This is a genomic window from Arthrobacter sp. B6, from assembly GCF_001663775.1.
Taxonomy (GTDB): Bacteria; Actinomycetota; Actinomycetes; order Actinomycetales; family Micrococcaceae; genus Arthrobacter.
In genome coordinates this window covers 798334-811419 of the sequence record NZ_KV467169.1, presented here as the reverse complement: position 1 = coordinate 811419, position 13086 = coordinate 798334, and the positions used below count along the sequence as shown (strand labels likewise).

General features: G+C 65.7%; 13 protein-coding genes. 9 read left to right on the top strand and 4 right to left on the bottom strand.

The window, feature by feature from the left end:
* The first annotated feature begins 27 nt into the window (after positions 1–27).
* Positions 28–978: a BadF/BadG/BcrA/BcrD ATPase family protein gene (locus AU175_RS18370; protein ID WP_082979282.1), complete on the top strand. Its 951-nt coding sequence runs from the start codon at positions 28–30 to the stop codon at positions 976–978.
* Between the two features lie 43 nt (positions 979–1021).
* Here AU175_RS18370 and AU175_RS18365 read toward each other — a convergent pair whose 3' ends face one another.
* The gene (locus AU175_RS18365; RefSeq protein ID WP_066293009.1) at positions 1022–2056 is read right to left on the bottom strand and encodes a pirin family protein; all 1035 of its coding nucleotides are present in this window, start codon (positions 2054–2056) and stop codon (positions 1022–1024) included.
* Between the two features lie 201 nt (positions 2057–2257).
* On the opposite strand from AU175_RS18365, the gene AU175_RS18360 reads away from it, so the two are divergent.
* The 6 genes from AU175_RS18360 to AU175_RS18335 all read left to right on the top strand — a co-directional run bounded on the left by AU175_RS18360 (position 2258) and on the right by AU175_RS18335 (position 8047).
* The gene (locus AU175_RS18360; protein WP_066293006.1) at positions 2258–3346 is read left to right on the top strand and encodes an ABC transporter ATP-binding protein; all 1089 of its coding nucleotides are present in this window, start codon (positions 2258–2260) and stop codon (positions 3344–3346) included.
* Positions 3346–4050 carry an ABC transporter permease gene (locus AU175_RS18355; RefSeq protein ID WP_066293004.1) on the top strand — a complete coding sequence of 235 codons (705 nt, stop codon included), beginning with the start codon at positions 3346–3348 and terminating at the stop codon, positions 4048–4050. The genes AU175_RS18360 and AU175_RS18355 overlap by 1 nt, the downstream gene beginning before the upstream one ends.
* On the top strand, positions 4047–4793 hold the full coding sequence (locus AU175_RS18350) for an ABC transporter permease (RefSeq protein ID WP_066293002.1): 747 nt from the start codon (positions 4047–4049) through the stop codon (positions 4791–4793). The genes AU175_RS18355 and AU175_RS18350 overlap by 4 nt, the downstream gene beginning before the upstream one ends.
* Positions 4790–5746 (top strand): ABC transporter substrate-binding protein, encoded by a 957-nt coding sequence (locus AU175_RS18345; protein WP_066293000.1) that lies wholly within the window; start codon positions 4790–4792, stop codon positions 5744–5746. The genes AU175_RS18350 and AU175_RS18345 overlap by 4 nt, the downstream gene beginning before the upstream one ends.
* A gap of 175 nt (positions 5747–5921) precedes the next feature.
* Complete coding sequence (locus AU175_RS18340) at positions 5922–7142, top strand: pyridoxal phosphate-dependent aminotransferase (protein WP_066292998.1); 1221 nt, start codon at positions 5922–5924, stop codon at positions 7140–7142.
* A gap of 50 nt (positions 7143–7192) precedes the next feature.
* On the top strand, positions 7193–8047 hold the full coding sequence (locus AU175_RS18335) for a polyphosphate kinase 2 family protein (protein WP_066292997.1): 855 nt from the start codon (positions 7193–7195) through the stop codon (positions 8045–8047).
* A gap of 24 nt (positions 8048–8071) precedes the next feature.
* On the opposite strand, the gene AU175_RS18330 is transcribed toward AU175_RS18335, so the two are convergent.
* Together AU175_RS18330 and xseA are read right to left on the bottom strand one after the other, a co-directional pair.
* Positions 8072–8290 carry an exodeoxyribonuclease VII small subunit gene (locus AU175_RS18330; protein ID WP_066292993.1) on the bottom strand — a complete coding sequence of 73 codons (219 nt, stop codon included), beginning with the start codon at positions 8288–8290 and terminating at the stop codon, positions 8072–8074.
* A complete protein-coding gene (xseA, locus tag AU175_RS18325) occupies positions 8283–9596 on the bottom strand; it encodes an exodeoxyribonuclease VII large subunit (RefSeq protein ID WP_066294457.1) in 1314 nt (437 codons plus the stop codon). Before xseA ends, AU175_RS18330 begins: the two co-directional genes overlap by 8 nt.
* 179 nt (positions 9597–9775) lie before the next feature.
* On the opposite strand from xseA, the gene AU175_RS18320 reads away from it, so the two are divergent.
* Both AU175_RS18320 and AU175_RS18315 read left to right on the top strand, forming a co-directional pair.
* Positions 9776–10627 (top strand): hypothetical protein, encoded by an 852-nt coding sequence (locus AU175_RS18320; protein WP_066292991.1) that lies wholly within the window; start codon positions 9776–9778, stop codon positions 10625–10627.
* A gap of 9 nt (positions 10628–10636) precedes the next feature.
* A complete protein-coding gene (locus AU175_RS18315) occupies positions 10637–11716 on the top strand; it encodes a 4-hydroxy-3-methylbut-2-enyl diphosphate reductase (protein ID WP_066292990.1) in 1080 nt (359 codons plus the stop codon).
* Between the two features lie 16 nt (positions 11717–11732).
* Here AU175_RS18315 and AU175_RS18310 read toward each other — a convergent pair whose 3' ends face one another.
* On the bottom strand, positions 11733–12956 hold the full coding sequence (locus AU175_RS18310) for a DNA recombination protein RmuC (protein WP_066294455.1): 1224 nt from the start codon (positions 12954–12956) through the stop codon (positions 11733–11735).
* Positions 12957–13086 lie beyond the last annotated feature (130 nt).

Sequence of the window (13086 nt, the reverse complement as noted above, 5' to 3'; positions counted from 1 at the left end):
CCCGGCGGGCCTCAGTAGGCTGGTGCCGTGACTTACACCGGAAACCCACAGACCTCCCCTCCTGAAGAACACGGCACCGCGGGGCATGGCCCGCTCTCAGGAGTCATCATCGGATTGGATATTGGGGGCACCAAGACCCGGGGAGTCCGCTTCGAGGACGGGAAGGCAGTGGCGGATGGGTCCGCCGGCAGCTCCAACGTCCAGAACGTCAGCCGCGAGGACGCGGCTGCCAACCTTGCAGACCTTTTCGCCAGGATCGGCGGGGGCAAGGTCTCCCGGGTCTACGCCGGCGCCGGCGGGATCGACACGGACGATGACGCCGCCGCGCTCGCCGCCCTGATCGGCCCCCACGTTCCCGGAGCCAGAATCACTGTGGTCCACGACTCCCGCCTGCTGCTGGCGGCCGGGCGGGCAAGCGCCGGCGTTGCGGTGATTGCCGGAACAGGTTCAGCCGCCTGGGGCAGGAACGCCGAAGGCGAGGAGGCCCGGGCCGGCGGCTGGGGCTACCTCCTCGGCGATGAAGGCAGCGGCTACTGGCTGGGGCGGGAAGCCGTCCGCTACAGCCTGCGCAGGATGAACCAGGGCCTGCCCGTCGATCAGCTGACCGCGGCGCTCCTGGAATCCTGCGGAGTGGACGACCCCAACCGGCTGATCTCCCTGTTCCATTCCCCGGACACCGGCCGCCGCTTCTGGGCCCAGCAGGCACGACCCGTGGTGGAGGCGGCTGCTGCCGGCCACGTCGCAAGCCAGGCGCTCTTGGACCAGGCCGGCAGCGACCTCGCCGCCTTGGCCGCACAGGCCCTTGGAAAGCTGAAAATTGATGGTCCAGTCATCCTGGGCGGCGGCCTGGGCATGAACGTCGCCCCGCTCCAGGATGCTTTCCGCAAGCACCTGGCTGCCGCCGGCGTCACGGACGTGCGTGTGCTGGACCAGGAACCCGTGTTCGGTGTCCTGCAACTGGTCTCCGAGCAGGAGTAGCAGGCGCCGATCCAGCGATAAGCCGGCCGTCCGGCGGCAGCCGTCAGGGCATGCTTCGCTTCCGCGGCGCCAGCCTCACCGTGGGCAGCGCTGGCGCGGGGATCCGGCCGGCTTCAGCGCCCGCGTCACGCCCGTGCCCTTCCACCAGCCCGTAGCGGGCTGCCTGGCCCTCGGAACCGGTCAGGCCGGCCTGCGCTTCCCAGGCCTCACGCGCTTCCTCCACTTCCTCGTGGGTGCGGGCCACAAAGTTCCACCACATCAGCAGCTCCTCCTGGAACGGCTCGCCGCCGATGAGCACAAACCGGGTGTCCGGGAGCGCGTGAACGGCCAATAGCGTGCGGCCCGCACCCAGGTAGCCCAGCGGCCCCGGCGGAACTTCCTGCCCGTCCACCACCAGCCCGCCGTCGAGCACCAGGACGGCGTGTTCGAAGTGTTTATTGAGCGGGAGCACCGCGGGTCCGGCACAGGAGATGTCTGCTCCGACGATGGGGGAGTACATGGTGGCAGGCGACGTCGCGCCGGCAAATTCCCCCACCATCACCGTCGCGGTGAAGCCTTCACCGGTCACAGCCGGAAGTTCGCGGTGCTGCTCGAAGGCAGGCGCGGCGTGGCGGTGGCTGTCCGGGAGCGCCACCCACAGCTGAAGGCCACGCTGCAGCGGCAGCCGTTCGCCGCCGTCGTACGGCGGGAGTGACGGGAGTACAGCGAACTCTGAGTGCGAGACGCCGCGTCCGGCCGTCATGATGTTCAGCTCGCCGGGACGGACCACCACGTCGCTGCCCACACTGTCCCGGTGGCGGATGTGCCCCGCCAGCGGCCAGGTCACGGTCTGCAGTCCGATGTGCGGATGGGGGAGCACAGACATGGCCGTGCGGTCAGGTCCGAAGCTGTCCAGGAAGCACCATGCGCCGATGGTGGGCAGGCCCCGCTGGGGAAGCGTGCGCCGGACATTCATGGCCCGCACTCCGCCAAGCGGGACTTCCCTTTCGGGCCAGAGCTGAAGGCAAGGGCCCGAACTCTCTTCGGGGGCCGCCGGTGGACAAACTTCCTGCTCGGGAGTCACTTCGAGATTGGTCACAGTCCAACTCTAGGCCGCCCATCCGCCCCGGCGGAGTCTCCGAATCATTACAGTAGGGATTCCTTCGCCCATTTTCGGTGCGGCACTGGTTAAGCTGAGGTCGGATGAGGGTTACCGTGATTATCAGTGTGCTTATTGACCGAGTCGATCCACAGTCCGATGCCGTCCAACAGAACAGGTAAGTCCCGCAATGGACCAGCCATGATTGAATTCCAGAGCGTCACCAAGCAGTACCAGGGCGGGCACCCGGCCGTGGACCAGCTGACCATGTCCATCGGCAGGGGCGCGATCACTGTTTTTGTGGGCCCTTCCGGCTGCGGCAAGACCACGTCCCTTCGGATGATCAACCGCATGGTCGAGCCGACGTCCGGTGTCATCACAGTGGACGGCAAGGACGTCACGTCCATTCCTGCGGCTGAACTGCGGCGGTCCATGGGCTACGTGATGCAGTCGTCTGGGCTGATGCCGCACCGTTCGGTGCTGGACAACATCGCCACGGTTCCCCGGCTCAACGGCGTTCCCAAGGCTGAGGCGCGCAAACGCGCTGAAGAGCTGCTCGACGTCGTCGGCCTGGCGTCCGCACTGGGAAAACGCTACCCTTCCCAGCTGTCCGGCGGGCAGCAGCAGCGTGTTGGCGTGGCCCGCGCGCTTGCCGCCGACCCGCCCGTGCTCCTGATGGACGAGCCATTCAGCGCTGTGGACCCCGTAGTGAGGGACGAGCTGCAGCAGGAACTCCTGCGTCTGCAGAAAGACCTCGCCAAGACCATCGTTTTTGTTACCCACGACATCGACGAAGCCACTGTCCTGGGGGACAAGGTGGCGGTGTTTGCCGTGGGCGGCAAGCTCGCCCAGTACGCCACGCCCGAGGAGATCCTGCGGGCCCCGGCCAACGACTTCGTCGCGGCTTTCGTCGGCCGTGACAGGGGGTTCCGCCACCTGGGGTTCACGGCGTCCGACGGCGTGAGCATCCACCCGGTGCCCACGCTCGTCCAGGGGGACTCGGGCTTCGCCGGGGACCCTTCCGGCGTGTCGGGCTGGCAGCTCGTGGTGGACGCCGGCATGCGCCCGCTGGGCTGGGCGGGCCCGGGAACGGACACCGAACTCATTCCCGGGGGCTCCCTGTTCCGCCCCGGCGAGACCCTCCGCCGGGCCCTGGACTCGGCGCTTTCCTCGCCGTCGGGCCTGGGCGTGGCCGTTGACGGCGAGGGCCGCGTCCTGGGCACCATCAGGGCCCAGGAAGTCCTGGCCGTCATTGAGGACGCCCGCCAGGTCCGGCAGGCTGCGCTCTGATGGACTGGTTCCTGTCAAACAGCGGCATGGTCATGGAACGGGCCGGCCAGCATCTGGTGCTTGCCCTGATCCCCATGGTCCTGGGGCTGGTCATCTCCATCCCGCTGGCCCAGCTGGCCCGGATGAATGCCGCGTTGAGGTCCGTTGTGCTGACGGCAAGTTCACTGCTGTACACCATCCCGTCACTGGCCCTGTTCATCATCCTGCCTCCGCTGCTGGGGACCCGGATCCTCGATCCGCTGAACGTTATTGTTGCCCTCACCCTGTACGCGGTCGCCCTCCTGGTGCGGGCCGCCCTGGACGCCTTCGACTCCGTGGACGAAGACCTGCGCCAGGCCGCGGTGGCCATGGGCTATAAGCCGTGGCTGCGTTTCCTCCAGATTGACCTGCCCCTGTCCCTCCCCGTGATGTTCGCCGGACTCCGGGTGGTCTCGGTCAGCAACATCTCCCTCGTCAGTGTCGCCGCGCTGCTGGGGGTGGGGAACCTCGGCATGCTGTTCACTGATGGCCTGCAACGGAACTTCGTCACTGAGGTGGTAGTGGGCATTGTGGCCATCCTGGTGCTTGCCCTGCTGATGGACGGTTTGCTGGTGCTGCTGGAGCGGCTGCTGACGCCATGGACGCGGGCGGCCAAAGCGCCGGCAGCGGAGCCAGGCCGCAATGAGGCCCCGGCCCTGCCCATGACAGCCCAGGCGGCCGGATGAGCAACCTCTTCCTGGACACCTTCGCCTGGCTGGCTGATCCCGCACACTGGTCCGGGAGCTCCGGCATCGGCGTCCGTTTGCTGGAGCATCTGCAGTACAGCGGCCTGGTGCTGGTGATAGCCGGCGCCATCGCCGTCCCGGCGGGCTTGTACATCGGGCATACCGGACGTGGCCGCGTGGTTGCCGTTGCCGTGGCGGGCGCGCTCCGTGCCCTGCCCACGCTGGGGCTGCTCGTCCTGTTCGCCCTGCTCGCAGGCAGCAGCCTCATGCCGCCGGTGTGGGCGCTGGTCATCCTCACGGTCCCGCCCCTGCTCGCCGGAACGTATGCCGGAATCTCCAGCGTTGACAGGACGGTGGTTGATGCCGCCCGGGCCATGGGGATGACCGAGCTGCAGATCCTCTTCCTGGTGGAGGTGCCCAACGGACTGCAGGTGATCTTCGGTGGCATCCGCACGGCCGTGCTCCAGGTCATCGCCACCGTGTCGGTCGTGGCCTACCTGCCGCTGGGCGGGCTCGGCCGCTATCTTTTCGACGGCCTGGTCCTGCAGGACTTTCCCCGCATGCTGGCCGGCTCGCTGCTCATCGCCGGCCTGGCCATCGCCGTCGACCTTATCCTCGCCGCGCTGCAGAGAATGCTCCTGCCGCCCGGCCTGTCCACCGATCCCCACGGCGGCCACACGGCCACCGCCGATCTCACAGTTGCCGCGCGTGCGTCAGCTTCAGTTCAAGGAGGCACCCCATGAAGAAACCAGCCCGGACAACCATCACCCGCCGGGGCCTGGCCGGCCTCGCGGCGGGCGTCGGCATCGCCGTCGCGCTCTCCGCCTGCGGCGGCGGCGACCCCCTGGCAACGCCCACCACCACCGGAACCGGCGGGTCAACCGGCGGCTCGCTGGTGGTGGGATCCGCGGACTTCCCGGAAAGCCAGATCGTGGCCGAGATCTACGCCGGCGCCCTGACGGCTGCCGGGGTCACCGCGACCACCAAGCCCAACATCGGTTCACGCGAGATCTACTTCAAGGCTGTGCAGGACGGCTCCGTCGACCTGGTCCCTGATTACTCCGGCAACCTGCTCTCGCACGTGGACCCGGAGGCCCCCGAGGTCTCGGCCGAAGACATCTACAAGGCCTTGCCGGAAAAGCTCCCGGAAGGCCTGGCAGTCCTGGAGCCATCAAAGGCTGAGTCCAAGGACGCCATGGTGGTCACCAAGGCCACCGCGGAAAAGTACCAGCTGAAGTCCATCGAGGATCTCGCCAAGGTCTGCGAGGACCTGACCATGGCCGCGCCTGCGACGTTTGAAACCCGTGCCTACGGGTTCCCGGGGCTCAAGGCGAACTACGGCTGCGAACTCAAGGCGCTGAAGCCGTTCAACGACGGCGGCGGCAACCTGACACTGCAGGCACTGCTGACCGATGACGTCCAGGTCGCCGACATCTACACCACGACACCGTCCATCGCGGACAACGACCTCGTGGTGCTGGAGGATCCGAAGAACAACTTCAAGGCCCAGCAGGTCCTGCCGCTGTACAACGAGGCAAACATGACCGACCAGGCCAAGGAAGCGCTCAACGCCGTTTCGCGGGTCCTGACCACCGAAGACCTCGTCAACCTCAACCGCGCGGTCAGCGGCAGCCAGAAGCAAGACGCCAAGGACGCCGCTGCCGCCTGGCTCAAGGACAAAGGCATCGTCAAGTAGCGGCTGACCCACTTGGATGATCACTAGGGCATCACGACGGCGGGTGCCGGACTCTCCCAGGTCCGGCGGCCGCCGTCGCTCTGCTGTGGGCGCATCCCTGCGTGCGGTACGGGGTGCGCTCGCGTGTGGCCGAGGTCTCAACGGAAGTACATCCTTCCTGTGGCATATTTGATGGATGGCAGAATTCAGGCAGTCCACCAAGCTCCATAACGTCCTCTATGACATCCGTGGACCGATTCTTCAGGCCGCCCAGCAGATGGAGGCGGAGGGTCACCGGATCCTCAAACTGAACATCGGAAACCCCGCGCCGTTTGGATTTGAAGCGCCGGACGCCATCCTGGTGGACATGATCCGCCATCTGCCCCACGCCCAGGGGTACAGCGACTCCCGCGGCATTTTTTCGGCCCGCACCGCTGTGTCGCAGTACTACCAGACCCGCGGCATCCAGAACATCCACGTGGACGATATCTACCTGGGCAACGGCGTCAGCGAGCTGATCACCATGTCCCTCATGGCGTTGCTGGACGACGGCGACGAGGTCCTGATTCCTACGCCGGACTACCCGCTCTGGACGGCCTCCGTGGCACTGGCCAGCGGCAAGCCGGTGCACTACCTGTGCGATGAGGAGTCCGGCTGGCAGCCGGACCTTGAGGACATGGAAGCCAAGATCACGCCCCGCACCAAGGGCATTGTGGTGATCAACCCGAACAATCCCACAGGCGCCGTCTATCCCGAAGAGACGCTCAAGAAGATCGTGGCCCTGGCCGAGAAGCACGGGCTTGTCCTTTTCGCGGATGAAATCTACGAAAAGATCCTGTACGAGGACGCTGTCCACGTAAACCTGGCCGGCCTGACCGGCGACGACGTCCTCTGCCTCACCTTCAGCGGACTCTCCAAGGCGTACCGTGTCTGCGGTTACCGCGCCGGCTGGATGGCCATATCGGGACCCAAGAAGGAGGCTTCGGATTATCTGGAGGGCATCAACCTGCTCGCCAACATGCGGCTCTGCGCCAACGTGCCCGCCCAGCACGCCATCCAGACGGCGCTCGGCGGCTACCAGAGCATCAACGACCTCATTCTTCCCGGCGGAAGGCTGCTTGAGCAGCGAAACAAGGCGTACGACATGCTCAACGCCATTCCCGGAGTCAGCACCCAGCAGGCCAGGGGCGCGCTTTACCTGTTCCCGCGGCTGGACCCTGAGGTTTACCACATCCGGGATGACGAGAAATTTGTCCTGGACCTCCTGAAGGAGCAAAAGATCCTGGTTTCGCATGGCCGTGCCTTCAACTGGGTGCGTCCGGACCACTTCCGGATGGTTACGCTGCCCAACGTCAAGGACATCGAAGAGGCAGTGGGGCGCATGGGGGACTTCCTAAGCAGGTATCAGGGGAACTAGCCTGTCCTCACGCGTCCATCCCACGCGTGTACCGCGGACAAAGGATCCCCATGGCCGGCTTGGTTGAGTTCGATCAGCACCCCCTGCAGACGCTGAAGGTCGGGGACGGCTTCGTCCTGGCGGATATCGACCCCGAGTCCACGCCCGGGTTCACCGGCAACAAGGCTGACGGCAAAGCACTGCTGGCTGAGCTGGACGGGAAGCTGGCTGAGCTGCAGGAGAAGCTGTTCGCGGAATCCCGTTTCGGCGGGACGAAGCGGATCCTGCTGATCCTGCAGGCGATGGATACTGCCGGCAAGGGCGGCATCGTCAACCACGTCATGGCCGCCATGGATCCGCAGGGGGTCCAGTTCAAGGCGTTCAAGGCACCCACGGAGGAAGAAAAGTCCTATGACTTCCTCTGGAGGATCGAGAAGGAAGTCCCGGCGGCAGGGATGGTGGGCGTTTTTGACCGCTCCCACTATGAGGACGTCCTGATCCACAGGGTCCATGGCTGGGCGTCTCCGGAGGAACTGAAACGCCGGTATGTGGCCATCAATGAGTTCGAGGCACGGCTGACGGATTCCGGGACCAAGGTCGTCAAGGTGATGCTGTACATCAGCAAGGATGAACAGAAAGCGCGCCTCCTGGCACGCCTGGACGACCCGGCCAAACACTGGAAGTACAGCCGGGGTGACCTGACTGAGCGTGCCTTCTGGGAGGACTACATGTCCGCGTATCAGGCGGCCATCGACAACACCAACAGTGATGCTGCACCGTGGCACGTGGTTCCGGCCAACAAAAAGTGGTTTGCCAGGATCGCCGTGCAGCAGCTGCTCCTCGGCGCGATGACTGACCTGCAGCTGGAGTGGCCCAAAGCCGACTTCGACGTCGGCGTGGAACGGCAGCTCGTCGAAAGGTCCTGAGCGGAAAGGGTTTCGGGCCCGCGACTAGAGGGGCTGGTCCCTGGAAGCGGCCAACCGCTTTCGGGCGCCCTCGAGCCATTCCTCGCAGCGCTTGGCCAAGGCCTCGCCACGTTCCCAAAGGGCCAGTGACTCTTCGAGGCTTGCACCTCCGGCCTCGAGCTTGCCCACGACACCGATGAGCTGTTCACGCGCCTCCTCGTAGCTCAGCGCTTCGATTTCCGGATCGGGCTTTGTCTCAGGCATATGCTTCTCCTTGTTGAAGTTTCCCGGTGGATGTGGCACCAAAGAGGCCATGTGCCACCCGGACAGACAACTCTGTTCCGGACGGTGCCTCTGACGGGTCACGGACCACAGCGTGGCCGGAAGCTTCCGTGGCCCGGGCGGCCCGGCCGTTGGCGAGCTCCACCACCGCGTAGCCGCGGTCGAGGGTTTTTTGTGGTGAGAGGGCCCGTACCTGGGCCTGCAGGTGGACCAGCTGGTCCGCGGCCCGCACCACCAGCGAGCTGACCGCCGCGGACGACCGGCGCAGCAGGCGCTCAATCTCTTCCGAGCGGCCCGTCACCATGGCCTCGGGCGCGGACAGTACCGGGCGGGACTGCAGCGCGTGCAGGCGGTCGGTCTCCCGGTCCACGAGCCGGCTGATGCAACGGCGGAGCTGTTCCCTGGCCTGGCGGACGCCGGCCAGTTCCTCTGCTACGTCCGGGACGATCCGCTTCGCAGCGTCGGTGGGCGTTGAAGCCCTCAGATCGGCGACATCGTCAAGCAGCGGACGGTCCGCCTCGTGGCCGATAGCGCTGACCACCGGTGTCACCGCGGCGGCGACGGCCCGGATCAGTTCTTCGCTGTTGAACGGAAGGAGGTCCTCCAGGGCTCCGCCGCCCCTGGCGATGACGATGACGTCAACGTCGGGACGGGAATCAAGCTCGCGCAATGCCCGGACGATCTGCGACACGGCAGTGTTGCCCTGGACAGCAACCTCGCGGATTTCAAACTCCACGGCCGGCCACCGGAGCGCCGAATTCTGGAGCACGTCCTTCTTGGCATCGGACTCACGCCCTGTAATGAGGCCGATGCGGTGAGGCAGCAGGGGCAGGGCTTTTTTACGGGAGTCCGCAAAAAGGCCTTCGGCCGAGAGGGCCTGTCGCAGGCGTTCGATCCGCGCCAACAGATCGCCCAGTCCGACCGGCCGGATATCCCTGACCTGCATATTGAGTCGGCCGGTCTTCAGCCAGAACTCCGGCTTCAGCAGTGCGACGACGCGGGAGCCCCGTTCCAGGGGCATGTTCTGGCGGTCCAGTATCTTCGTCCAGACTGACGCCGGCAGCGAAACCTCCGCGTCCACGTCGCGCAGGGTCAAGTAGGCATTGCCGCCCCGGCGGTTCATTTCTATGACCTGGCCCTCTACCCATGCCGACGGTGTCCGGTCGATATGAGCCTTGAGCTTTTGGGACAGAAGCTGCAGCGGCCAGGGATTGTCCGGGCTGGTTTCAGCGGCCGTGGCAGGCAGCGTGCTGGCAGCGGTGCCCGGCAGGGCAGCCTGTTCAGACATGCGCGCTGCCCCGGGAAGCTGTGGCTTGCGGCATGGCGGTCCTTTGTTCGGCAGTTGGCGGTTCGTGTTTGAATGGCGGCTGTTCATTCAACCTTATCCATAAGCCTTACCACCCGAGGCGGACATTCCTTATCCAGGCTTCATGCATAGGATGGCCCCGCAACCAGTTAGGAGCACCTTTGCGCACCTTCGTTTCAGCCGTAGCCGTCATTCTCGGCGTCCTGCTGTCAGCCGTGGCGGTCCCCGCGGTCTGGGTTGACCTCAACGTGGTGCAGGAGGATGGCTTTGTGGCACTGTCTGCTCCGCTCGGGCAGGACGCCGACTTCCAGGAGCGGCTCGCCGTCGCTGCTGTGGGAACCATCGACACAAGCTCCGTCCCGGACGCCCTCGCGGGCCTCGTCCAACCCGTGGTCGAAGCTGCGGCGGGCTCCCTGACCGGGCTGCCCGGTTACCCGGCGGCCTGGGAAGAGACGCTCCGGAAGAGCCATCGCCTGAACTTTGCCGACCCCGCCTCGCTCCCGGCGGAAGCGGACTCCTCCGCCTCGATCAGGCTGGACGTGGCCCCTCTCGTTGCCCTTGCCGCAGAGGAGCTTTCACGGACAGCGGGACTGACGCTGGAAGCGCCGGAGCAGGCCCTGATCAACGTTGGAGAGCCGGAGCAGCGCCAGTGGATCGAGCGCCTGTCCGCTTACGCCCCGCTGGGTTATTCGCTGGCGATCGGCGCAGGAATCGCTTTTGTCCTTGCCCTTGTAGCGGCACGCCGGCGCTGGACTGTCATTTTCGGGGTCGGCCTCGGAGGGCTGCTGCTGGCCGCCTTCTGGACCTTCGGCTCACAACTGGCACGTGACACCGTGCTGGGAACGGCCAGCGGCAACGAGGTGGCCGACATGTTCAAGGACGAATTCGTGGCCTCGGCGTCAAGCAGCTTCCAGTCCTGGACCACGGGAACCGCGGTTGCCGGCGGCGTGCTTCTGGCGGCCGGCCTGGTGATCGGGATGGCCTCGCGGAGGCGGCGGGCCCACACCCGGTAGCATGGAGCAATGACTTCCACCGCAGTTTCCCTCTCGATGCCAACTGTCCCGCGAAGGCGGCGCTCGCCCGAGGAAGTGGCTGCGGCGGCACCGGTAACCGGCCCCAAGAAGGTCCTGCTCGCCGCTCCCCGCGGCTATTGCGCCGGCGTGGACCGGGCCGTCATCGCGGTGGAAAAGGCCCTGGAGCACTACGGGCCGCCGGTATATGTGCGCAAGCAGATTGTGCACAACGTCCACGTGGTGAGTTCTCTTGAAGAACAAGGCGCTATCTTCGTGGATGAAACCGACGAAGTACCCGAAGGTGCCCTGGTCATCTTCCCCGCCCATGGCGTATCCCCCGCCGTTGTCCAGTCCGCCGAGGACCGCGGGCTGCGCACCATCGATGCCACCTGCCCCCTGGTGACAAAGGTGCACAAGGAAGCCGTCCGCTTCGCCAAGGACGACTTCGACATCCTCCTCATCGGCCACGACGGTCACGAGGAAGTTGAGGGAACCGCCGGTGAAGCCCCGGAGCACATCCAGATCATCAACGGCCCGCATGAAGTTGACAACGTTACGGTCCGCGATCCGGAAAAGGTCATCTGGCTGTCCCAGACCACCCTCAGCGTTGACGAAACCATGGAGACCGTCCGGCTTCTCAAGGAACGGTTCCCCACCCTCCAGGATCCGCCCAGCGATGACATCTGCTACGCCACGACCAACCGGCAGGTAGCCATCAAGAAGATCTCGCCCCAGGCGGACCTCGTCATTGTGGTGGGGTCAGCCAACTCCTCGAACTCGGTGCGGCTGGGGGAGGTTGCCCTGGAATATGGTGCCAAGGCCTCCTATCGCGTTGACTTTGCCAACGAAGTGGACGAGGCATGGTTTGAAGGCGTGGCGACTGTGGGAGTCACCTCTGGGGCTTCCGTGCCCGAGGTCCTGGTCAAGGACGTCCTGCGGCTGCTCGCCGACTATGGCTACGGTGCAGTGGAGGAAGTTGTCACGGCAGAGGAAGACCTGCTCTTCTCGTTGCCCAAGGAGCTTCGCGCAACACTCAAGGAAGCCGGAGACGTCAGCCGGGCGCTCGGCGGACGCCGGTCCCGCAGCTGACCACTCCCCGGCAACGTCAGGCCGCTTTCCCGTCCTGCTGAAGCTCCGGGGCGGCCAGTGACCGCGGCGTTGCTTCCAGCGAGGGCGGGGTGAGCAATCCGGTTTCGTCCATGGCGTTGAGTTTCCGCGCGGTCGGCAGGATCCGGGCCTCGAGGGTACCGACCATAGAGTTATACCGGTCCACTGAGGACTTCAGGGACGAGCCCAGCTTGCCGACGTTCTCGCCCAGGGTTCCCATGCGTTCATACAGCTGACGGGCCAATTCGAACAGTTCACGCGCGCTGTCCGTCAGCACATCCTGGCGCCAGGTGAAAGCCACCGATTTCAGCACAGCCAGCAGGGTGCTGGGCGACGCCAGGACCACGTTCCTCGACAATGCATGGTCCAGGAGGGTCGCGTCCGCCATGAGCGCGGCCGCCAGGATCGATTCGGCCGGCAGGAAGCAGATCACCAGCTCCGGCGTGTTCCCTGGAATGTCCCAATACTTCTTGTTGCTCAGGGCATCCACGTGGGCGCGGAGGGCTTTTGCGTGGGCGGCGAGCAAGGCCTGCTGCGAGCTGTTGCCGCCGTCCGCGTGATGATGGTGGTGTTCTGCACCCGAACCGGAACCGAGCTCCTGGGCAGCAAGATAGGAGGACAAGGGCACCTTGGCGTCCACCACCAGCTGCTTCTCCCCGGGCAGCTGGACCACGAGGTCCGGCCGGACCGTTGAGTCTGCTCCGGAGCTGTGGACCTGCTCCAGGAAGTCCACGTGCTTCAGCATCCCCGATGCTTCGACGACCCGGCGCAGCTGCACCTCGCCCCATTGTCCGCGGGCGCTGTTGGAACGGAGGGCCGCTTCGAGTGCGTGTGTGGAGCGGATCAGCTGGGCGTCGGACAGGCGGGCCTCCTGGAGCTGCTGTGCGAGCTGGCCATACTGTTCGAGGCGGTCACGCTCCAGCAGTGATACCTGCTGCTGCACGGCTGTCAGTTTTTCCGCCACCGGCGCAAGCGCACGCAGAACGTTCCCGTCCTGGCTGCGTGACTCGCCCAGCTCCCGGTTCTGGATGCTCAGAAGGCGGCGTTCGGCGTCGGCTGCCGCAAACTGCGCACTGACCTCGGAAAGGCGGGACGAGACGGCGTCGAAATCTTCCTCAAGCGCATGGGCGCGGCGGCGGAAGGAAAAGTAGGTGGCGGCGGCACCGGCAAAAGCGCCGACCAGCAGCATCAACAGGGCAAGAATCACGGCGAAAGCATCCATATCCTCACTTTGGCATGCCCCTGTGACAATTCCCGGCAGCTGCAATCCGGCAGGCAGGATGTCCACCCGGTCCGGACGGCCACCACGGACGGTCCGCTGGAAGGTTCCTGGCCTGCTGCGGGTAGAATCA